21 protein-coding genes are annotated in these 20,935 nt (G+C 70.9%); 12 read left to right on the top strand and 9 right to left on the bottom strand.

The features are described from left to right. Positions 1-306: 306 nt before the first annotated feature. Both ACFWTC_RS15670 and ACFWTC_RS15665 read left to right on the top strand, forming a co-directional pair. Positions 307-1,077, top strand: coding sequence for a helix-turn-helix domain-containing protein (locus ACFWTC_RS15670; RefSeq protein WP_384026797.1), 771 nt, complete (start codon positions 307-309; stop codon positions 1,075-1,077). Continuing rightward, positions 1,074-1,547 carry an NUDIX hydrolase gene (locus tag ACFWTC_RS15665; protein ID WP_266970533.1) on the top strand — a complete coding sequence of 158 codons (474 nt, stop codon included), beginning with the start codon at positions 1,074-1,076 and terminating at the stop codon, positions 1,545-1,547. Before ACFWTC_RS15670 ends, ACFWTC_RS15665 begins: the two co-directional genes overlap by 4 nt. Here ACFWTC_RS15665 and ACFWTC_RS15660 read toward each other — a convergent pair. Together ACFWTC_RS15660 and ACFWTC_RS15655 are read right to left on the bottom strand one after the other, a co-directional pair. Then, positions 1,535-2,104 carry an HD domain-containing protein gene (locus ACFWTC_RS15660; RefSeq protein WP_384026800.1) on the bottom strand — a complete coding sequence of 190 codons (570 nt, stop codon included), beginning with the start codon at positions 2,102-2,104 and terminating at the stop codon, positions 1,535-1,537. The genes ACFWTC_RS15665 and ACFWTC_RS15660 overlap by 13 nt on opposite strands. A gap of 11 nt (positions 2,105-2,115) precedes the next feature. Then, complete coding sequence (locus ACFWTC_RS15655) at positions 2,116-2,562, bottom strand: GntR family transcriptional regulator (protein WP_384026803.1); 447 nt, start codon at positions 2,560-2,562, stop codon at positions 2,116-2,118. Positions 2,563-2,807: 245 nt separating this feature from the next. Between ACFWTC_RS15655 and ACFWTC_RS15650 the strand changes: the two genes are divergently transcribed. Both ACFWTC_RS15650 and ACFWTC_RS15645 read left to right on the top strand, forming a co-directional pair. Further along, positions 2,808-3,122, top strand: a complete 315-nt coding sequence (locus ACFWTC_RS15650; protein WP_384026806.1) for a trypco2 family protein — start codon at positions 2,808-2,810, stop codon at positions 3,120-3,122. A gap of 24 nt (positions 3,123-3,146) precedes the next feature. Continuing rightward, a complete protein-coding gene (locus ACFWTC_RS15645; protein WP_384026809.1) occupies positions 3,147-5,003 on the top strand; it encodes a serine protease in 1,857 nt (618 codons plus the stop codon). A gap of 467 nt (positions 5,004-5,470) precedes the next feature. Here ACFWTC_RS15645 and ACFWTC_RS15640 read toward each other — a convergent pair whose 3' ends face one another. Then, the gene (locus tag ACFWTC_RS15640) at positions 5,471-6,064 is read right to left on the bottom strand and encodes a Uma2 family endonuclease (RefSeq protein ID WP_383917397.1); all 594 of its coding nucleotides are present in this window, start codon (positions 6,062-6,064) and stop codon (positions 5,471-5,473) included. An 81-nt stretch (positions 6,065-6,145) separates the two neighbouring features. After that, positions 6,146-6,760 (bottom strand): ATP-binding protein, encoded by a 615-nt coding sequence (locus tag ACFWTC_RS15635; RefSeq protein WP_383917400.1) that lies wholly within the window; start codon positions 6,758-6,760, stop codon positions 6,146-6,148. A 184-nt stretch (positions 6,761-6,944) separates the two neighbouring features. On the opposite strand from ACFWTC_RS15635, the gene ACFWTC_RS15630 reads away from it, so the two are divergent. Together ACFWTC_RS15630 and ACFWTC_RS15625 are read left to right on the top strand one after the other, a co-directional pair. Continuing rightward, positions 6,945-7,817 carry a helix-turn-helix transcriptional regulator gene (locus tag ACFWTC_RS15630; protein WP_214943192.1) on the top strand — a complete coding sequence of 291 codons (873 nt, stop codon included), beginning with the start codon at positions 6,945-6,947 and terminating at the stop codon, positions 7,815-7,817. Beyond that, on the top strand, positions 7,814-8,017 hold the full coding sequence (locus tag ACFWTC_RS15625) for a DUF397 domain-containing protein (RefSeq protein WP_383917402.1): 204 nt from the start codon (positions 7,814-7,816) through the stop codon (positions 8,015-8,017). The genes ACFWTC_RS15630 and ACFWTC_RS15625 overlap by 4 nt, the downstream gene beginning before the upstream one ends. Here the strand turns inward: ACFWTC_RS15625 and ACFWTC_RS15620 are convergent. Next, positions 8,001-10,481, bottom strand: a complete 2,481-nt coding sequence (locus ACFWTC_RS15620) for a helicase-associated domain-containing protein (RefSeq protein ID WP_384026812.1) — start codon at positions 10,479-10,481, stop codon at positions 8,001-8,003. The genes ACFWTC_RS15625 and ACFWTC_RS15620 overlap by 17 nt on opposite strands. Before the next feature lie 499 nt (positions 10,482-10,980). Between ACFWTC_RS15620 and ACFWTC_RS15615 the strand changes: the two genes are divergently transcribed. After that, positions 10,981-11,964, top strand: coding sequence for an XdhC family protein (locus tag ACFWTC_RS15615; RefSeq protein ID WP_384026815.1), 984 nt, complete (start codon positions 10,981-10,983; stop codon positions 11,962-11,964). Positions 11,965-12,062: 98 nt separating this feature from the next. On the opposite strand, the gene ACFWTC_RS15610 is transcribed toward ACFWTC_RS15615, so the two are convergent. Further along, on the bottom strand, positions 12,063-12,389 hold the full coding sequence (locus ACFWTC_RS15610; protein WP_383917409.1) for a plasmid stabilization protein: 327 nt from the start codon (positions 12,387-12,389) through the stop codon (positions 12,063-12,065). A 137-nt stretch (positions 12,390-12,526) separates the two neighbouring features. Here ACFWTC_RS15610 and ACFWTC_RS15605 point away from each other — a divergent pair, with 137 nt between their 5' ends. Continuing rightward, positions 12,527-12,922 (top strand): DUF6479 family protein, encoded by a 396-nt coding sequence (locus ACFWTC_RS15605; protein WP_383917412.1) that lies wholly within the window; start codon positions 12,527-12,529, stop codon positions 12,920-12,922. 63 nt (positions 12,923-12,985) lie between these two features. Here ACFWTC_RS15605 and ACFWTC_RS15600 read toward each other — a convergent pair whose 3' ends face one another. After that, positions 12,986-13,903: an ATP-dependent DNA ligase gene (locus ACFWTC_RS15600; RefSeq protein WP_383917538.1), complete on the bottom strand. Its 918-nt coding sequence runs from the start codon at positions 13,901-13,903 to the stop codon at positions 12,986-12,988. Continuing rightward, complete coding sequence (gene ligD / locus ACFWTC_RS15595) at positions 13,903-14,814, bottom strand: non-homologous end-joining DNA ligase (protein WP_383917415.1); 912 nt, start codon at positions 14,812-14,814, stop codon at positions 13,903-13,905. The genes ACFWTC_RS15600 and ligD overlap by 1 nt, the downstream gene beginning before the upstream one ends. Positions 14,815-14,845: 31 nt before the next feature. Between ligD and ACFWTC_RS15590 the strand changes: the two genes are divergently transcribed. Next, the gene (locus tag ACFWTC_RS15590; RefSeq protein ID WP_384026818.1) at positions 14,846-16,006 is read left to right on the top strand and encodes a Ku protein; all 1,161 of its coding nucleotides are present in this window, start codon (positions 14,846-14,848) and stop codon (positions 16,004-16,006) included. 525 nt (positions 16,007-16,531) lie between these two features. On the opposite strand, the gene ACFWTC_RS15585 is transcribed toward ACFWTC_RS15590, so the two are convergent. Then, complete coding sequence (locus tag ACFWTC_RS15585; RefSeq protein ID WP_383917421.1) at positions 16,532-17,767, bottom strand: nuclease-related domain-containing protein; 1,236 nt, start codon at positions 17,765-17,767, stop codon at positions 16,532-16,534. Positions 17,768-17,952: 185 nt separating this feature from the next. On the opposite strand from ACFWTC_RS15585, the gene ACFWTC_RS15580 reads away from it, so the two are divergent. From ACFWTC_RS15580 to ACFWTC_RS15570, 3 genes are all read left to right on the top strand, one after another. After that, complete coding sequence (locus tag ACFWTC_RS15580; RefSeq protein ID WP_383917424.1) at positions 17,953-18,645, top strand: hypothetical protein; 693 nt, start codon at positions 17,953-17,955, stop codon at positions 18,643-18,645. Between the two features lie 143 nt (positions 18,646-18,788). Then, the gene (locus ACFWTC_RS15575) at positions 18,789-19,667 is read left to right on the top strand and encodes a hypothetical protein (RefSeq protein WP_383917427.1); all 879 of its coding nucleotides are present in this window, start codon (positions 18,789-18,791) and stop codon (positions 19,665-19,667) included. Further along, the gene (locus ACFWTC_RS15570) at positions 19,664-20,902 is read left to right on the top strand and encodes an ATP-binding protein (protein ID WP_384026822.1); all 1,239 of its coding nucleotides are present in this window, start codon (positions 19,664-19,666) and stop codon (positions 20,900-20,902) included. Before ACFWTC_RS15575 ends, ACFWTC_RS15570 begins: the two co-directional genes overlap by 4 nt. Positions 20,903-20,935: the final 33 nt, after the last annotated feature.

Below are 20,935 nucleotides of genomic sequence, written 5' to 3'. Positions count from 1 at the left end.
ACCTGTGCATGTGGCTGGGTCGGCACGCTCTTCAGTTCTCAAGCAACGGACGCGGCCTTCGTACTCACCCCTGGGGGCTTTCCTCCGGGCGCTCTGTGAGGAACATGTGTTACATGTTCCTCATCTTGCAGAGAAGGATTCGCTCCGTCAAGCCCTTCGGCCGTTTGGGGTTCTGCGAGTCCCTCGCTCGATCTGCTTACAGATTGGCCTCAGCGCCGAAGACGATCGACCCCGCACATGTACGACTTGTGGACGACTTCGCTACGGTGAAGTCGCACCAAGTCGTCCCAGGGGGGAGAGCACGGCATGGCCAACGAACGACTGCGCGGCGCGATCATTGAGAGCGGCCTGACGCTCGATCAAGTAGGGGCCCGCCTAGGGGTATCGGCGAAGACCGTGGAGCGCTGGATCGGTGATCCGAAGCGCAAGCCCTACCGCCGCTTCCAGTACGCCGCAGCCTCGCTGCTTCAGTGTGAGATGTCATACCTCTGGCCGGAGGAACGGACATCTGCCGAGGTGACGGAGGCGGGGAATGCAGAACTGATCAAGCTGTACCCACACCGCTCCGTCGTACCGAACCGCTTGTGGCTGCAGCTCTATGCGAAGGCGAAGGAGCACTTCGACGTGCTCGTCTACTCCGGCTTCTGGCTCACCGAAGACTCCACGTTCCACCAGGTCGTGAAGGAGAAGTCAGCGGCCGGCGTCTCCATCCGCTTCATGCTCGGCGAACCGGAGAGCCCGGCCGTCGCGGTGCGTGGTGCTGATGAGGGCATCGGGTCCGCCATGGCCAGCAAGGTTCGGAACGCACTCGTCAACTACGGGCCCCTCTTCGGTCTCCCGGGGGTCGAGTTCAGGCTGCACGCCACGACCCTCTACAACTCGATCTACCGGGCTGACGGCGAGATGCTGACCAACGGCCACTTGTACGGCGTCGGCGCGTACATGGCCCCTGTCCTGCACATCCAGCGGGTGCCGGGGGGTGAACTGTTCGATGCGTACGCTGAGAGCATCGAACGGGTCTGGGAAACGGCCAGGCCCATCGCCTCGCCCGTCGACTTCGGAGGTCCACACGCATGAGCCGAATCGACTACTTCCGCGACCCCAACGCGCCGGCGGCCAACTCCGTAGTCCCCTCGGTGACCGCGGTCGTCCGTGACGACGCCGGACGGCTGCTCATCATCCACAAGACCGACAACGACCTGTGGGCACTACCCGGGGGCGGCCACGACATCGGCGAGAGCATCGGCGACACGGTCGTGCGGGAGGTGGAGGAGGAAACGGGGATCACGGTCGAGATCGACGGCATCTCGGGGCTCTACACCGACCCTCAGCACGTGCTCGCGTACGACGATGGCGAGGTGCGGCAGCAGTTCTCGATCTGCTTCCGCGCCCACCCGACCGGCGGTTCACTTCGGACGAGCAGCGAGTCGAAAGAGGTCCGCTGGATGGATCCGGCGGACCTCGACGACCTGGACATCCACCCGTCCATGAGGCTGCGCATCCAGCACGGCCTGGACGACTCGCGGTCTGAGCCCTACATCGGCTGATCTCCGGCGGCCACCTTGGCCAAGCGGGACTCCACCCGCTCCGCCGCCGCATGGATCTCCGGTGCCGCCCGCTGGATGAAGCGGCCGACGATCGTGTCCGGCCCGTACCGCTCCACGATCTCGGCCAGCCGCCGCGCCGGCGTGGTGTGGAGCCCGTCCGGCGTAGTCGTCATGTCGCAGAACAGCAGCGCGTCCACGAGGTCGGGGCGCTCCAGCTCGAATTCGCTCTCCAGCTCATGCCGGAGTCCTCGCTCCTCGGCCTCCAGGAGAGCACAGGAGTGATGGGCCACTAGGCGGACAACCCGTTCGTCCGCGCCCTCCTGGTCGCGGAGGAACCGGGCCCCGTCCAGCGGGTGAAAGCCGGTAGTGGCGAGGTTAGGCGAGTAGCCGATGTCATGGAGCACCGCGGCTGCCTCCAGCAGCTCCGCATCGACGCTGAGGATCGGACCCAAGGAGCGAGCGCGCTCGGCGACCCCGAGCGAGTGCACCCATCGGCGCGGTAGCGGATCAGACAGCATCGATTCGGAGAGCGAGTACGCCCACGTGGTCAGTCCCATGACGGCCAAGGCTACGGCCGGCCGGTCTGAGTGGGGAGGGCGCGTACGGTGCGCCCCTTACCGTGGACAGTGTCGAGCAGGCCGCTGCCTTCCATCTGGGCAAGGGCACGACGCACAGCCGTACGGGAGACACCGAACCGCTCACACAGCTTCGCCTCGGAGGGGTAGTTGTCACCAACACCCAAGGAGTCCTCAGAGACCAGGGCGGTCATCCGCTCCACGAGAGATCTACGGTCGCCCGCCCGGGCTACCTGCCAACCGACGCCGGGGACAGACTCAATCAGTCCTTCAGCTTCGAGGACTTTGAGAGCTCGCCGGATCGTATTTCGCGAGACGCCATGCAGGACCATGAGGGCGGCTTCGGAGCTCAAGGCTCCGTCGATCTCACCACCGACAATCCCACTCCGCAGCGCCTCGGAGATGAACAGGTATGTACCACGCGGACTGGCCCCCGTCACTTGGGCTCCTCCCATGTCTCGTTGCCTGGCTCCAGCGTCGCACGGCCGAACGACCACGCGACTTGCCTACGGGGCCAGGGGGCCTGGGTATGCACGGATATGCACGGGTATGCACGGGTTTTGGTCCGCAGGTTTGGATCCTCCGAAGCCACGATTGAACCCGCTTAAGTTAAGGGGAACCGTCTGCCACTCGCCCGCATTCATAGATAGGATCACCACTCACGAGAACTGACCAAGGAGCCATCTTGTCGGAATCATCATGGGCAGGGCTAGCCGAATCGATCGGGTCGATCCGCCAGGAGCTTCAGCAAGCCATGCAGGCGGGTGCGGGACAAGATCTCGTATTCGCCCTTGGGCCTGTAGAGCTAGAGCTGAGCGTCGATGTGAAGAAGGACGCCAGCGGGAACATCAAGGTTCGCGTTCTAACCTTCGGCAGTGCCGAAGCGAAGGCAGCCATCGCGTCCGGAGAAGCGAGCAAACTTAAGCTCACCCTGCTCCCAGAGGACGCAAGCGGTAAGGGTATTCGAATCTCGTCTCAGTCAACGGCACGGCCTGAATAATTCGCTAACCAGAGGTGAGCACAGGTGACTTTCGATCCGAGTAGAGTTGTACAAATCTGGTGCAACCGCAACGGCTCCGGATATCTAGTTTCGGATCGGCTTGTGCTCACCGCTTATCACGTGGTCGACGGCGACGGAAGCGCCGAGGTCCGCCGCGTGGGGCACGAGGATCAGTCTTGGAAATCAGCTTCGGTGATCTGGCCTAACGACAGGCCTCCATACGAATCCGATGAACTGTCAGATGTAGCCCTTCTTCTAGTCGAGGGCAATCCATGGAAGTCCGAGGGGATCACCCCTGTCCGCTGGGGCGAGATCGCAGGCCATGACCGCATTGCCTGCGTAGGGGTCGGATTTCCTGAGGCAGATGCCACGGAAACACGGCGCGAGAGCTTTGCCGTGAGAGGCGACATCGATCCACTTCACACGATCAGAAGCGGCATTCTGACAGTACACGTCAATGCGGGGATCGTACCAAGAACCACGCAACGCGGATCAAGCTGGGGCGGAGCATCGGGAACCGCGCTCTTCTGCCAGGATCGCTTGACCGCAGTCACAATTACCGATCACATGATCTCTGACACTGCAAATGTTCTGCACGCGGTCCCGGCCTTGCACTTCAGCGAGAACCCAGGCTTTAAGAGTGCAGTTTCCAGATTCGGCGGGGAAGCAGGATTCGCACTTAATTCCTCAGCTCAGACTATCAGGCCTATCGCGGCATCTACGCCCCTCAGCATCGTCGAAGTGCTGGCATGCACAGTCGAGTGGATCAATGCTCCGCTTCTACCATTTCCAGCCAAGAGGCGGCTGCGAGAGATCCTGGACTCCGCCCTACTGGAATTCGACTCAAGCGAATCTGCCCCCTATCGCAGAGACAGCGATATCGACGGCACCCTCCTCGTATTCCCCGCATCGAGCGAGAATAATCACTCCCTGTCCGCGCACCTAATCGAGAGATTCGATGAGGAAATCCGCAATGACTGGGAGCGTACCGAGTACACTCGAATTCGCCCCCAACTTAGAGTCTTCATACATTCCGGATTCACCTACAGGGACAGCGACGGAGAGTACACGGGCGGGATTTTTGATGAACTACACCAGCATCGTCAGACTGAATCCATCCAGGACGCACTAAACGGTGACCCTGTAGGGGTAATCTGCATTGCGAGCGATGCCGCATATAACTCTCAGGCAAACCCACTACGCAACAGCCCCGGAAAGTGGATCAACTTTACCAGTATTCCTGATTCCGGAACTCCCATGAAAACATGGATCAGAGTCTCCATTCCGAAGCCCCAGGACTCCGCCACAGTAAAGAAATCCCCACATGCGACATGTCTCCTAATAGCCTCCTTTGCGAGCGACGAACCCTTCACGCCAGACCATCGTGATAGTGCAGCATCACACATGAAAATCATCCTTCAAGAGGTTTCGAAGTATCCTCCTAAAGGATTCCCTGAACTCGACTTGCGAGTTGAATCTTGGGGAACGCACGGGGTGTCGGTCACAGCCACAACAGAAAAGTCGGCAATATTCCTGACGGGCTTCCTACTGCCGCACATGACAAAGAATCTCGCGATATTCAACCACCGCAGACCAGCCGCTGTTCGAATGAATGCAGGAATCCACTTGACTGAAGAGGGAGCCGCCGATACCGCTATCACTTCGGCTCGCCTAGCAGCATGCGCAGAGAAGATACGGCCAGGCCTCAGGGAGGGTGAGATCATTACTGCATGCCTTGTCTCCAGCCGGGCACGTTCATCCGATGCAGATAACCTGGCGGACTTCATCGATTCGTCTCGTTTTATACAGGTACCGGAAAATGGCATGGAAGGGCAGATTGACGCCTGGCTATACGTACCATACTCGCCCGATATGACCTAAGACGCGTCCATATCGGCACGCAGTCCAGGGTCGCCGACCCAGATCAGTGCGTTTCGGCTTTCGTGCCGGCGGAGCACCATGCCTGGGCCAACCCCCAGGCACCATTCGTGTGAGCGACGTGTGAGTCGACCACTCGCCAGAACGCAAATCCATGTCTATGCAGATCAGAACTGGTTCCCGTTGCAATCTACGTATGCCCTCCGGAGCCGTGTGCGCAGGTTCGAATCCTGCCGGAGGCACTTCGCAGGAAGTGCCAGAGAGACCCTCCAAACAGTGCCATTGCTGTTCGGAGGGTCTTCTTGTATTTCGCACCGTGGATACCCGCAGACCAGATTTCGGGGGACACCACCGTGGACGACAGGCTTCGCGATTTCGCGAAGGGATCACCGAACTTCGGGGTCCTCTACCAACATCAACCCCTGTGCGGACATGCTGTGCGGACTGTTGTCCGTAGTGCCCTGCACTTCTCAAGAGCGCGGTGACCTGCCATACACGGGGAGGTCAGGGGTGGGCAGGTCTCCGCCGAGGTCGATGGGGAGGGGGATGGGCTCGCCGTACTTTCCGTGGACGACACCCTTGTATTCGCCTTCTGAGGGGCGGGTGAACAGGGACCACGTGCCGGTGCGGGGATCGATCTGGAGGAGGCGGGGGACGCGTGCCGCCGCGTACCACGCGGTCTTCTCGTTGATCCCCCTCAGCCGCTCGTTCGGCGAGATGACCTCCACCGCGAGGGCGACCGCGTCCGCGTCCAGCAGCCAGTCGTCGTCCTCCTTGAAGGCGCGCGGTCCGATGGTCAGATCCGGAGTCGCGTAGTCGTCCGGATCATCGGGCATCGGGACGGACACGTTCTCGTACGCCTCATATGCGGCGGCGAGACTGGGCCGGATCGCGTCGCGGAGGTCGATGACCGTCCCGGCGTGCTTGCCGCTCGGGCTCGGGGACATCATGAGAGTGCCCCCGATGATCTCCACACGCAGTCCGGTGGCCTGTTCGATCCGCTCAGCGGCGTCCCGCAGGTGGCCACGGCGGACGGGGATGGAGTGGTGGGCAGGGTCCGCCACTGTGTCGCCTCCTTGCCTGCGGAAAGTGAGTGCGGGGCCCAGGTGTACGGGAGCCTCGGCACACGCACGGCGCGTTTCACATTACGGCAGCCCCCGTACCGCCACTGGTTCCGCCGGTGGGAGGTGGAGGGGTGGGCCCTCGGTCAGGGCGAGGACGACCGACAGGCCGCCGGTGGCGTGGTGGGCCGTTCGCACGCTGCGGACCGCGTGCCAGGCGCCCCAGACGCGGATGTGCTGGCCGGGGCGGACCGCGATCGCCGCGATCTCCCTCGTTGAGGGGGTGGGGACGAGGCCTGCGGCCTTCAGCTCGGACCAGACCGTCTTGCCGATGCCGCCAGCGCGGTCACTGACGCCCCAGCGGTGGCTGAGCGCGTCCACCACCGCCAGCCCACGGCCGTGCTCGTCGTCCGTTTCTGGACGCCTGACCTCGGGTCGGCCGGAGCCCGCGTCGCTCACCTCCAGGCGCAGCAGCCCGTCCGCCGATGAGTGTGCGATGCGGACGCCGACCTGGCGGTCGCTGGGCGCCGGTGCGCGCAGCGCGTTGGTCACGAGCTCGGAGAGGACGAGTTCGGCGGTGTGCAGGAGATCGTCCGCCGCGCCCCAGTCCGCGAGTACGGCGTGCAGTGCCGCGCGGGCCCTTGGCGCGCTGCGCGCGTGGCGGGAGAGACGGAACGCGGCTTCGTTCAGTGCGGTCACAGCAGCCCCTTGAGGTTGATGGCTGGCGATCAAGTCACGTCGACAGGGGCCGGGTTGGCCCCGGCCCGACGAGCGTGCCGCACTCCACGCGATTCGTGCAATATTGAATGCAGCAGAATCGCCTCATTCACTCCTACGAGCAAAGCACCGACCTGAAGGGCGCTGCTCTGATAGGGAGGTGTCCATGCCGAACGTGAAGCCATCCACTGTCCTCGGTCGTCAACTCGGCGACGAACTCCGCCGCCTGCGCGAGGCGGCGGGTCTCACCACCGCCGCAGCGGCGAAGGCCCTCGACTGCACCGGCGGCAAGATCAGTCGGATCGAGAACGGCCACGTGCCGGTTCGGACACCTGATCTCGTCGCACTCATGGACGCGTACGGCGTGAGCGCCCCAGAAACTCGTGAGCGCCTGGGCGCCCTGGCTCGGAGGGCCAACCGCCGTCGGCGAGAGGGCTGGTGGCATCAGTACGGATCGGTTCTCGCCGACGCCTACCGCGACTACATCGAGATGGAAGACATCTGCGACAGCATCAGGACCTTCCAGGCCCAATTGGTACCGGGGCTGCTCCAGACCGCCGAGTACGGTCGGGCCGTCACCGTCGCCTCACGCGCGTGGCACAGCGCGGAGGAGGTCGACCAGTTCGTACAGGTGCGGCTGGCTCGGCAGGAACGACTCGCCGGTGAGAGGAAAGTCGAACTCTGGGCCATCCTCGCCGAAGGCGTGCTCCGCCAGCAGGTGGGCGGCCCGACCGTGATGCGTGACCAGCTGGAACACTTGGCAGACATGGCGGAACAGCCCAACATCACTGTCCAGGTGCTGCCGTTCTCGCGTGGGGCGCACTCCGGTATGTTCGGGCCATACCTGCTGATGAGCTTTCCGCGGATCGCGGCGCAGAGCCTCGTACTGACGGAGACTCCGACGGGCAATATTTGGATGGAACAGGAGTCCGAGGTCGCCCGGTACCGGGAGCTCTTCGACGATGCCCGTACGTCCGCGTTGCCACCCACGGAATCGCTCGGGCTGATTCGCCGCATCGCCAAGGAGCACAGACCATGAACCAGGCCCACTCTCCCGTACCCGACCTCACCGAAGCGTCGTGGCGCAGCAGCAGTTACAGCGGCGGCCAGGGCGAGTGCGTCGAGGTCGCCGACGGCGTCCCCGGCATCGTCCCCGTCCGCGACAGCAAGCGGCCCGCCGGGCCCGTGATCGGGTTCGGGCCCGGCGCTTGGCAGGTGTTCGTCACCCAGGTGTGCTGAGGAGCCGGGCCGCCAGGGTGCGGGCGCTCGCCGGGACGCCGCGGCGCGGTTCGCCGTACCGGGGGTGGGCCTGGTCCAGGGTGGGGAGGAGGCTGCGCGTGCGTTCGGCCGGGGCGCGGTCGAGGACGGTGGTGCCGGTTTCGGCTTCCTGGGTGGGGGCGTAGCCGGCTGCGCGGAGGACTGACAACGTCTCCTGCGGAGGGGCCGTGGAGATCAGGACGGTCGGGGCGATCCGGCGGAGGCGGAGTTTGGCCAGGCCGCGGGCCTGGGCCACCTCGGCGATCAGGGCGGTGTCGTCCGAGCGGACGCAGCAGGCGGAGCGGACGACCTTGAGCTGTCCGTGGGTGCGGGCGGTGTCCTTGATCGTGTAGGCCAGCGGCTGGGGCAGTGGGGTCCCCTGTTCGCTTGCCGCCGTGAGGCGGTCGAGGAGTTCGTCCGCGCCCCAGCCCGCGTCCAGGGCCCGGCGGATGGAGGCAGCGGTGATCCGCCAGACCACCGCGTGACCCTCGGACTCGATGTCGCCGACGGCGGACAGCAGGTCGGCGAGGGCGGGCGCGGGCGCGCCGGTGACGGTGGCGGTCAGGTCGCTCTGGAAGCGGGCCGTGTCGCTGGGCTCGGGCAGGGCCGCGTAGAGCGCTTCGCGCAGGTTGGTCACGGCCAGGGTCAGGGCGGGGCGGTCGGCCAGGTCCTCGCCCAGGCCCTCGGAGCCGCGGGCGGCCGGGTCGGCGCCCGCTCCGGGCACGGCCGGGTAGTGGTGGGCGGCGCCCGCCTCCAGCAGGTGGCACAGGGCCCGCCCGACGGGGGTGAGCGCGCCGTGGGCGACCACGCCGAGCAGGGCCGCCTCCTCCAGGGTGGCGGCCAGCCGGTCTAGCAGTTCGTCGCCTCCGGTCAGGGTTCCGGTGCCGTCTTCGGCCAGGTGGGCGCGCAGGGCGGGCCGGAACCATGCGGCCAGGACGAGGAGTTCGGCGTATCCCCGCGCGTTGCCGGTGAGGCCCTGTCCTTCGGGGAGGGTGGCGAGAGCCCGCAACACTCCGGTGCGCAGGGTCACGGCGTCCTCGTCGCTCGGGCTGATGAGCGCGACCGGGGTCTCGTCGGGGTCCGGCCAGTGGCTGAGGACTTCGGGGACCACCGCCCAGGCTGCCAGCAGCGGCAGCAGCTTGCCCGCGGGCGGGGCGGCGGCCCAGGCGTCGTAGCGGTCACTGGGCAGGAGCCGGGCCGAGGGCTTGGGGGTTTTGGGGTTCCGGCGACCCCGGGCCGCGGGGGCCGGTTCCTCGTTCTGGGGCGCGGCCAGCCCGGCGTTCACGGCGAGGTCGAGCCACAGCCGGGTGTCGGCCTCGTCCGCCCCGGCCGCGTTGGCCAGCCGCCGGGTGTCCCGGACGGCGATCCCACCCGCCTTGCGGATGGCGACCGGCTGGGCGGCCAGCGCCCGCAGGACCAGTTCGGCCCGCCAGGCGGCCGCCGCAGCGGCCGTGCCGCCCTCGCCTTCCCAGCCGGACGGCAGCGGCGCGGTGGCCGTGAGCGGCTCCGGTTCCAGGCGGGGCATGGGTGCCGTGCCCTCGTCGCGGAGCGCACGCGCGACTTCGTACGGAAGCTCCACCAGGTCGGCCCCTACGGGGACCACGAGCCCACGCGCGGCCAGCCAGTCGGTGCCCTCGTCGCCGCTGCCGGCGTCCCGGAAGACGTACTTGGAGTCCGGGCCCGCGTACTGCGTCCCGGACCGGCTGACGAAGCAGTGGGTGCGCAGCAGGGGCGGACCGGGCACCAGGTGATCCAGCAGCTCCCGGGCGCGAGACGGGGCGTCGGCAACCAGCGCCCGTACATGGGCGGGGTCGGCGAGGATCTCGGTGATCAGCTCCTGGGCCTGGTCGCGGGTACGGGCCGCCCCCTCGCCGAAGAGGGTCGCGGCAATCCGCTTGACCTCGGGGGCGTTGTAGGCGGAGGTCAGCAGCCGGGCGGCGGTGCGCCCGTAGCCGTCGAACCCGGCGGCCCGGACGTGCAGCAGCGGCGGCAGCGCCAGTTCGCCCTTGGGCGCGGGAAGCAACAGCGCGCGCTCCCGCAGTCGGGTGAGCGTGCGCTCCGCCCGCCGCCGCTTCTCCCCCGGCTCGAACCAGGCCAGTACGTCCCGCTCGGCCACCAGCCGGTCCGCGGGCTCCACCGGCGCCACGGGCCGGTGCTGCTGCCAGGGATACCGGGGGCCGGCCTCGGCATCGCCGCCCGCGACAGGGCCGTGCCGCTCCAGAGCAAGCGCGGCGATGGAGGCCAGCAGCGCCAACTCCCCTGCCGTGCCTGCCATCAGGCCGTGGCCCACCGACGCGTCGGTGAGCAGGTGCTCGGCGAGCTCGGGGAGGGTGGTGATCTGCCGGTACTCGGCGGCGAGCGGCAGATCCCGCTCCTCCAGCAGGGCAGTCAGCCGCTCGGCATCCAGGGTGCCGAGCCATTTCGCCAGGGCGGTACGCGCGTTCACCCAGCCAGCGTAGCGCCGGCCGGCCACCCCGCAGGGGTGAACCAGCGGCGTCACCTCAAGCCCCGCCCAACACCGGCGCAGGCACCTGCCCGCGGACCTGCCCGGCACCTTGCGCACCTCCGAGGCGGCGGGGTCGGCGGAGCCCGCCGAGTCCCTGGGGAGGTTGGCCGGGAGGGTTCGCGTCCTCGATCGCCTGCCTCCGGCCGAGTACGTCGAACTGCCCGTGGGCGGCTGGGAGTTTCGGCAGTTGCGCCACCACCTGTTCTGGCTCGACGCCGTTCCGATGGACGAGGGCGAGGGGGGACCTCCCCTTCGCGGCTGCCGTGCGGTGATCGCCGGGGCGTTCCGGTGGTCTGTACGAGGGAGGTGGGGTGGGGTCTGTGGGTTTGGGGGGTGGGGTGGGGCCGGGGGTGTGCATAGGGTGGTTCACGAGGCCGCATCGTGCCGTTGACCTGGCGCTTTGCGGGGAGTGAGCTCGCAGAGGGATGGGGCGGCGCGGATGCGTGAGCTGGTGGAGACGGCGCAGCGGTGGGTGGCCGAGGGTCGGGGCGGGTTCCTGGCCAGGCCCGTCACGGAGCAGGGTTTCGGGCCGCGGGACCCCGCCGGTGCCGTGCTGGTGGACGGCCGCGGCGCGTGTGTCGGGGCGTTGTACAACGGGGTGTTCGACGCGGAGCTGACCGCCGACGCGGCCGCCATGCCCGAGGGGCGGACCGCGCGGGTGTGCGAGGTGTCGGTGGCCGGAGCCGAGGCGGTCGAGGCCCGGCTGACCTGCGGCGGGTCCGCCGAGATCCTGCTCCAGCCGCTGTCCGCGGTACCCGCCGAGTGGTGGGAGCTGCTCGGGCAGGGGGCCGGGGTGGCGCTGGTGACCCGGCTGAACGAGGCCGCCGACCAGGCGGTCAGCGAGGTCGTACGGGCCGTCGACACCCCCCGTGACGATGCGGCGCGGCGGGCCGGGGAGCTGCTGGCCACCCGGCGGCCCGGGCGGGACGCGCTGTACGGGCAGTCCGGGCTGGTGTTCGTGGAGGCCTACCCCTCGGCTCCGTACCTGGTCGTCGGCGGGGGCGGGGAGCTGGCCGACGTCATCGGGCGGCAGGCCGCCCTGCTGGGCTGGAGCGCGGTGACCGTGGAGGACGGGGCGGCGGCCGGGAAGCTCCTGGCCGATCACCGGGACGCCGCCTGCCTGGTGATGCTCAGCCACGACCCGGCCTTCGACGTCCCCACCCTGCGGGACGCGCTGACGCTCGGCGTCCCGTACGTGGGGGCGCTCGGTTCGCGGCGGACGACCGCGCGGCGCCGCGAAGGGCTGGTCGCCGCCGGGGTGGGGGAGGCGCGGCTGGCGCTGGTGCACGGTCCGATCGGGCTGGACCTGGGGGCGCGGACGCCCGCGGAGACGGCGTTGGCGATCTGCGCCGAGATCCTGGGCGTGCTCGGCGGGCGCGAGGCCCGGGCCCTGCGCGACTCGGACGGTCCGCTGCGCGGCTGATGCCCTCCGGCCCGGTACGAGGCCGGTCCGGCACGCGGTGCGGTACAGCACGAGGCCGGTCCGACGCGAGGCCGGTCCGACGCGAAGTGCGGTGCGGCTCAGGTGTCGCCCAGGGCGTGCTTGAGCTGGGCCTTGTTCATGTCCGAGCGGCCGTGCACGTTGCGGCGCTTGGCCTCCGCGTAGAGCTGGTCGTACGTGGGCCCCTGCGCCCCGGAGTGGGAGTGCAGGCCGCCGCGCCGCGACGAGGACAAGTCGTCGAGGGACTCCTTGCTGGCGGTCTTGGACTCGCCGGCGCGGGCGCGTTCCTTGTTGACGGTCCGGGCCGCGATCTCCTCGGCCTTCTTCTCGGACTCGCCGCGCCGCTCGACGCTCTCCTTGATGTGCTCGTACTGGCGTTCACGCTTGGGGGAAGATCCGCGGGGCATGGCCGCCCTCCTCTGGCGCTCGGCGTTCTTGCGGCGCCGTCGCTGTCCGTTCGGTGCCTTCGTCGCTTACCCCGGATGCAGCAAGCTATCCGCTCCCGAACAGCGCATAACACATCAAAGTGCGAGAAAATACTCACATGGACTCGACCCTGAGCGTGGACTCGACCCTGACCGACATCGCATGGTTCCTCGTGGTCGGGCTCGTCGTGGTGGGCTTTCTGCTCGGCGCCTTCTGGCTGGGCAAGAAGGTCCGGGCGCAGGAGCCCGCCCCACCGTCGGCGGAGAGCCAGCCCCATCTCCCGGAGGGAGGGGCGGTGTACGAGGTGCGCGAGGAGCGGGAGCACGTGGAGTTCCCGGAGAGCGGCCTGCGCCCGCACGAGATGCAGGGCTACGGGAACTTCGGCTCCACCACCCACAGCCATCAGGAAGAGGCGCGGGCGGAGCGGGAGTCCGGATACGGGCACGTGGAGGGGCCTGGACCGCACCCGCAGCCGGGCTCTCCTCCGAACTCGGGGCGCGGCGCCCACGACTAGAGCGGGGCCGGGCCGGCCTCCCGGACGGACCTCTGTCCGACCTCTGACCCGCCCCCGCGCGGGTCAGAGGTCCGTCCGGAGGCGGAGGACCTCCGGTGGCGGGTGGCGGGCCGATGTGTGGCGGACCTCCGCCGCGAGCGGAGGGTCCAGCGGCCGGAAGGGGATCTCGCCGAGGCCGATGGCGGTGACCGTCGCCGGGGACGCGTCCTCCTGACCCGCCTCCCCTTCCCGTTCCCCCGCCTCCGCTTCCCGCCCCGCCACGGCCCGCGCCACCTCGGCGCGCAGGGCCGCGGTCAGCGGGCTCGACACGAGCGGGGCCTCGTCCCCGCCCGGCAGCGCGAGGACCAGGGCGAGCGGGCGGCGCGGGGTGCCCGTGTAGCCGACGACCGCCGCGTCCCGCACGTTCGTATGCCGGAGCTTGCTCCAGCCGCGCCGCCCCGCCGGGTAGGACTGGTCCAGCCGTTTGACGACCAGGCCCTCGATGCCGCTGGCGGGCAGGGTCTCGTACCAGGTGGCCGCCAGCTCGGGGTCGGTCGTCATCGGGACGGGCTGCAGCGGCGGGCCCAGCGGCAGCAGCAGCTCCACCAGCAGCGCCCGGCGGCGCTCGTACGGGCGCCCGCGCAGGTCCAGCCCGGCCAGTTCCAGGACGTCGAAGGCGGCGTACGAGGCCGGCAGGCTCCGCGCCAGGACGGCGGCGCGCGCCGCCGTGGCCGCGGCCCGGCGCTGGACGAGCGCGAAGTCGGTGCGGCCCGCGTGCCAGACCACCACCTCCCCGTCGAGGACCGTCCCAGCCGGCAGCTGCCGGGCGGCGGCGGCCAGGTCGGGGAAGGCCGCGGTGACGATCCGGCCGGAACGCGCCTGGAGCACGACGTCCGCCTCCGACCGCAGGACGACGAGGCGGTGGCCGTCGAACTTCGGCTCGTACGCGAGGCCCGCCCCGCGGGGCAGGGTCCGTACGGCGGCGGCCAGCGCGACGCGGATCACGGCCGGGGCCGGCCGGGCTGCCGGCCCGGAAGCCGGCCGGCCTGGTTGAGGTTGGTCAGGGGCCCGAAGAGGTCTCCGTCGAGGGCCAGCCGCGGCGCGATGTCGTCGGCGAGGAACACCAGGTCGGAAGCGGTGCGGCAGTCCGCGACCTCGTCCCAGGACACGGGCGCGGAGACGGTGGGGCGCGCCCGCGCGCGCAGCGTGTAGGGGGCGGCGGTCGTCTTCGCGGCGGCGTTCTGGCTGTGGTCGACGAACACCTTGCCCGGGCGCAGGGCCTTGGCCATGCGGTGCACGACCAGGTCGGGGAGCTCGCGCTCGGCCTCCTGCGCGAGCTGTTTGGCGTACGCCGACACCTGCCCGGAGGGGGTCGGCTCCAGGGGGACGGCCAGGTGGAGGCCCTTGGAGCCGGAGGTCTTGGCGTAGGCGTGCAGTCCGTCGGCGGCGAGGCGCTCCCGCAGCCAGAGGCCGGCGGCGCAGCACTCGACGACGGTGGCGGGCGGGCCGGGGTCGAGGTCGAGGACCATCCGGTCGGCGACGGCGGGGCTGCCGGCGGTCCACTGGGGGGTGTGGAACTCCACGACGAGGTTGGCGGACCACATGAGGGTGGCCATGTCGGCGACGACGACCTGTTCGGCGGACGCGTCCTCGGAGCGGGGCACGGGGGTGGTCTTCACCCAGGTGGGCGTACCGGGCGGCGGGTTCTTGGTGAAGAAGCGCTGGCCGTCCGGACCGTCGGGATAGCGCAGGAAGGACACGGGCCGGTTGTGGATGTGGGCGAGGAGGGAGCCCGCGACCGTGGCGTAGTAGTGGAGCACCTCGCCCTTGGTGAAGCCGGTCTCCGGGTAGAGGACCTTGTCGAGATTGCTGAGCGCGATGCGACGGCCCTCCACCAAAGTGATCGGCGTCATACGATGAGATTGCCACGAAACAGGAGGAACCGTGCGATCCATTTGGAATGGGGCGATCTCCTTCGGCCTGGTCAGCATTCCGATCAAGCTCGTGAACGCCACCGAGAGCCACTCGATCTCCTTCCGCCAGATCCACCTCGCCGACGGCGGGCGGGTCCGCTACCGCAAGGTGTGCGAACTGGACGGCGAGGAGGTCTCGGGCGCCGAGATCGGCAAGGGGTACGAGGAGGCCGACGGGTCGATCATCCCGATCACCGACGACGACCTGGCCCAGCTGCCCCTGGCCACCGCCAAGACGATCGAGATCATGTCGTTCGTGCCGGCGGAGGAGATCGATCCGCTGCAGATGGACGCGGCGTACTACCTCGCGGCGAACGGGGCCACGGCGGCGAAGCCGTACACGCTGCTGCGGGAGGCGCTGAAGCGGAGCCGGAAGGTCGCGATCGCCAAGTACGCGCTGCGGGGGCGGGAGCGGCTGGGCATGCTGCGGGTGGTCGACGACGTGATCGCGATGCACGGCCTGCTGTGGCCGGACGAGATCCGGGCGCCCGAGGGCGTGGCCCCGGAGGGTTCGGTGTCGGTACGGGACGCCGAACTCGACCTGGCGGACGCGCTGATGGCGACGCTCGGGGAGGTGGAGATGGCCTCGCTGCGCGACGACTACCGGGAGGCCGTGGAGGCGATGGTCACGGCGAAGGCGGGCGGGGCCTTCGAGCCGTCGGAGGTGGCGGCGGCACCGGCGGGCGGGCAGGTGATCGACCTGATGGCCGCACTGGAGAAGAGCGTACGGGCGGCCAAGGCCTCCCGCGGCGAACCGGGGTCCGGCGCGGAGCCGGACGCGACGGCGGGCGCGGGACCGGACGCGGGGTCCGGGTCGGGTGCGGAGTCCGGGGCGGGGGCCGAGGTGACGCCGATCCGGCGCAAGGCGGCGGCCGCGTCGCCGAAGGCGGTCGGCGGGAAGAAGTCGACGGCGGCGTCCGCGAAGAAGACGGCGTCGGCGGCGACGAAGAAGACCACCGCGACGACGGCGGCCAAGGCGACGAAGTCGTCCGCGAAGTCGGCGCCGGCGAAGGCGGGCGCGGTCAAGTCCACGGCGGCCAAACCCACTTCGGCGAAGTCGGCGGGATCCACGAAGAAGGCCTCCACGGCGAAGAAGGCAACCCCGGCGGCCCGGAAGCGAACCTCCGCCTGACGGGTGGCCGCTTCCTGACACCCGGGGCCGGTACGGCCCGGGTCGCGGAGCGCCTGAGCGTTTGAGCGCCCGGGGGCGGCCGGTCCGCCCGAGGCGGGTCGGTGTGACGCCGGGACCGATGGCCCCGGTGCGGGATCCCGATGTGCGCGCCTGGGCGGCGCCTCCGCGTACGGGTTCGGAACCTTGGCCCCGGGGGCGGGGCGGGGGCCTCGGCGCCGCGGCACGGGGCACCGCCTCGGGTCCGGAGGCGGAACCCCGCTGCTCGGGAGCGCGGTCCGGTGCCGGGGAACCGCGGCGCGCCGCGGGGGCCGGAGGCGGGACCCCGGCGCACAGGGCGGCCCGAACCCCGGCGCCCGGAGGCGGGATCCCGTTGCCGGGGCGAGCCGGGGCCGGTGCCCCCTGCCCGGGAGCGGGTCCCGTTGCCGGGGAGGGCGGGCCGAACCCCGGCGCCACGGGCGATCCGACAACGCGGCGAGCGTGCGGGCCAGGAACGCCGCGTGGCAGGAGCGAGTGTGACGACACCCCCTAGAGCCAGGTTCTGGTGTCGCGGGCCAGGGTGAACAGGGCTTCCACCTCCGAGGGTTCGAGGACGACGGGCAGGCTGCCGAGCTCCGGGGCGGCCGTCCCGGGCTGGAGGACACGGAGGTCCCGGACGGTGGGCGCGACCTCGACGCGGGAGGCGTCGGCCACCGCCAGGGCCCCGGTGACGGTGACGCGGGGCGTCAGGACGCGGTCGGTACGGCCTCCGATGGCCCGGGCGGCCGACGGTCCCGCCGTACGGTTCCCACCGGGCCGGGTGGACAGCGGCCCCTCCGTACGGTCACCGGCGGGCCGGGTGGAAACCGGCCCCGCCGTACCGTCCGCGGCGGAACGGCCGCTCAGGGCCCGCTCGGTACGCTCCCCGGCGGCGCCGGCGGTCCGGGGGTGCGGGGCCCGCTCCGTGCGGTCCCCGGCGACCCCGGCGACCCCGGCGGCCCCGGCGACGCCGGCGGTCCGGGGAGTCCGGGCACACTCCGTGCGATCCCCGGCGGGCCGGGTGGACGGTAGCCCCGCCGTACCGTCCGCGGCGGAACGGCCGCTCAGGGCGCGCCCCGCGCGGCCTCCGGCGGGCCGGGCGGCCGACCGCCCCGCCGTACCGTCCGCGGCGGCGCGGGTCGTCAGGGCCAGTTCGGCGCGGGCGGCGGCGCGGCGGGCCCAGCGGGGGTCCGGGCGGGGTTCCGCGCGGCCGACGGCGATGAGGAGGTCGCCGACCGCGGCGCGCTGGCGCCGGCCCGGGACCGTGCGGACGCAGAAGATCCCCGCCGGGCCGATGAGCAGGTGGTCGATGCGGCCGAGTCCGGGCAGCGGGACGCAGTGCAGGACCCGCCAGCCGTGCGCCTCCAGGGCGTCGAAGGCGTCCCCCGACCGCTGCTGGGCCGCCAGGTCCTGGCGGAGCCGGTGGCGTGCCCGGGTGCCCGCCGTTCCGTGGTCCAGCTCGCCCAGCAGGCTCTCGCCGGGGCGGTTGGGCGCCAGGTCCTCGTCCGGCGGGAGCGCGAGGCCCCGCAGCTCCGCCGCCGTGGGCACCGGGGGCGGACCGATCGAGACGCCGGCCGTCAGGAACGGCCGCAACACCCGTACCACCGCGTCGCGTTGGTCGTCCGCGAGGACGCTGATCCGGTTGGCCTGCCGGTCGTACCAGGCCACCGCCCGACCATCCGGCAGGTTGACGTACAGCCGCCCGCGGCCGGGCCTCCCGCTCGGTACGACCCTGAGTCCCCTCATCGCCCTCACCCCCGCCGTCCATGGGAGCAGCCGGGCTGCCCGGGGGCAATCCCCCGGCGGTGTAACGACTCCGACGGAACCCTGCGACGCCGCTGTTACACGAACGGGGCCCTGCCGCAACGGCCGCCGCCTACGTTGGTCCCACCTGGACCCGCCAGGCCCCGGCCCGCACCGAAGGACTTCCCGTGAGCACCGTCAGCCGCCGCACTCTCGTTCGCGCCGCCGCCGTGACCGTCTGCGCCGGAGGCCTGCTGGCCCTCCCCGCGGCCGCGGCGCTGGCCGAGGGTGTGCCGGCGGCCGCGGCGGCGCATTCGGCGGGCCCCCAGCGGACGCTGCTCAAGAGCCTCTCGCTGGCGGACGGCATGTCCACGGCGAAGGTCTACCGCGTCGGCAAGGGCGCGTACGAGGCCGACATCCTGACCGCGGACGGCCACAAGGCCGCCACCCTGACCAGCCGCGACGGAGTCGCCGGCACCGGCGGCGCCGGGGAGCTGCGCGCTTCGCTGGACGCGGACGGGCGGCTGACCTCCTGGGTGGGCGACGCTCCGGCACGGGGCGCCGGGCACGCCGTCGCGGGCGACGGACACAAGACCGGGACCCGGAGCGGACAGGTCGTCCCGGCCTCGCTCCCGGCGTCGGGGTCCGGCTCCGGCTCCGCGTCGGGTTCCGCGTCCGGCCCGGGATCTTCGCCGCGTGCGGGAGAGGCCGGCGGCAACCGCGTCGTGGCCACCGGGCCGGTCGACGCGCTGCGCCTGAACACGCTGGCCGACGAGCCCGGCGAGGGTGTCCTGCTGCTCGCGGCGGGCGGCGGGATCGCGGCCGTCGGCGCGGCCGGGCTGGGCTTCGCCATGCTGCGGCGCGGGCGTACCGAGGGCTGACGCGCAGGTCACGGGCACCTCCGTCCACCCGGACGGGGGCGGTGGGCAAAAAGGACGTACCTCCGCATAAGGTTGACGCTGCGGGTGCCGCATCCCTCTGGTGCCCCATCGCCCACGCCGTGGACAGGAGGATGCAGGGCCCCGTGAAGCCGTACCCGTACCCGCCGCACCCGTACCCCCCGTACCCGCCGTTCCCCACTCCCGCCACCTTCGCCGTGCCCGCCGCACCCGCCCGGCCTTCCGGGGTGTTCCGGCGCAGGGCCGCGGGTGCCGTGCTGCTGGTGGGCTGCCTGCTGCCCGTACTGGCGGGCTGCGGCGACGGCGGCGGGCTGGCCGCGGCGGGTTCCACGCCCACGGCGAGCGGCCCCGTCGACCTGTGGCCCGGGCGGCAGGGGGCGGCCGTACCTCCCGCCGACCCCGGTGGCGCGCCGCCCGAGTACGTACAGGGGATCACGCCCGTCCGGAACCAGAACGTGCGCGAGGTGGATCCGGTGGCCATCGTCCAGGCGGAGGTGCGCGCCCACGCGAACGCCGATGTCGGCGCCGACGGGATGCCCGCGGAGACGGCGGCGGCGATCGCGGCGTGCGGTGGCGGTGGAGGGGGAGGTGGAGGCGAGGGGACGAAGTGCCCGGTCCTGGAGCCGTACTACCGGGACCTGACCGGCAACGGCCGGGACGAGCTGATCGTCGGCATCGAGCTGCCGGACCGGATGATGTCCGTACGCGTGTACACGGCGGACCCCGACGGCCGGCTCAACCGGATCATGGCGACCACGGACACGGTCATCGGCGTGGAGCTGGCCGGGCGGGACGTGGTCCTGCGGGTGCCCAGCGGGAACAACGGGTACGAGCTGATCACCGCCTGGTCCTACGACGAGAAGCAGCGCACCATGCTGCCCACGCGCGATCAGATCGTACGGGTGCCCTCGGCTCCGCGGACGACGCCCGCGACGCCAACGACGGCCACACCGGCCACACCGCCCGCGACAGCGGGCACGGCGGCCGGGTCCAGCGCGCCGTGAGCCTGCGGCTGCCCGCGTGGACGGCCACGCTGACCTGGAAGTCCGCGTGCTTCATCGTCGTGATGTGCTGCTCGCTGGCGGCCGTCCTGGGTGCGCTCGTGCACGTGGAGGTGACCCGGCAGACGGTGTCCACGGCGCGGGAGAAGGCACTCGCCAAACTGCACGACGTCTCCCACGCCTACGAGGCGGGCGAGCCCCTGCCGCCCGAGTCCGGGCTCGATCCGGAGGCGCTCCCGCCGGAGCTGCGGGAGCTGGCCCTCGGCGGCCACCGCGGGACGGTCGTGGGCGACTACCGGGGCCGTCCGACGATGTGGGCGGCCGCGCCGGCGGACGGGCGGGTGCTGGCCACCGCCGTCGACTACGCGCAGAGCGCGCGGACGATCAGCGGGCTCGACAACGCGATCATCGGGTCCTCGGTGCTGGCGATCGGCGGAACGCTGCTGGTGGGTGCCTTCGCGGTGACGCGGGTGACGCGGCGGCTGCACCAGACGGCGACGGTGGCGCGGCGGATCACGCAGGGCGACCTCGACGCGCGGGTGGGCGACCCCCGTACGAAGGACCCCGCGCGGCGCCAGGACGAGGTGGCGACGGTCGCCGGGGCCCTGGACACGATGGCGGGGAGCCTGCAGGCGAAGCTGGAGAGCGAGCAGCGGTTCACGGCGGACGTGGCGCACGAGCTGCGCACGCCGCTGACCGGTTTGCAGGCGGCGTCGGAGCTGCTGCCGGAGGGGCGGCCGACGGAGCTGGTGCGGGAGCGGGTGCACACGATGCGGCAGCTGACCGAGGACCTGCTGGAGATCTCCCGGCTGGACTCGGGCGGCGAGGAGGTGGACACGGACCTGCACCAGCTGGAGCGGCTGGTGCGGCGGGTGGTGCGGGCGTCCGGGACGGACACGGAGGTGGTCGTGGTCCGGGACGCGCACGTGGAGACGGACCGGCGGCGGCTGGAGCGGGTCCTGGGGAACCTGGTGGCGAACGCCCACAAGCACGGGCGGGCCCCGGTGGTGGTGACGGTGGACGGGCCGGTGGTGACGGTACGGGACCACGGGGACGGCTTCCCGGACTACCTGGCGGCGCACGGCCCTCAGCGGTTCCGCAGCGGGGGCAAGGGGCACGGCCTGGGCCTGACGATCGCGGTGGGCCAGGCGGAGGCGATCGGGGCACGGCTGGCGTTCCGCCCGGCGGAGGGCGGCGGCGCGGCGGCGATCCTGACCCTCCCGACGACACCCCCGTAAGCCGGCCCTGACGGGACGGAGGCCCGGGCGGAC

The organism is Streptomyces sp. NPDC058619 (assembly GCF_042717785.1).
GTDB lineage: Bacteria > Actinomycetota > Actinomycetes > Streptomycetales > Streptomycetaceae > Streptomyces.
Note: the sequence above shows the minus strand (reverse complement) of the source record. Positions and strands in the feature narration are given on the sequence as shown.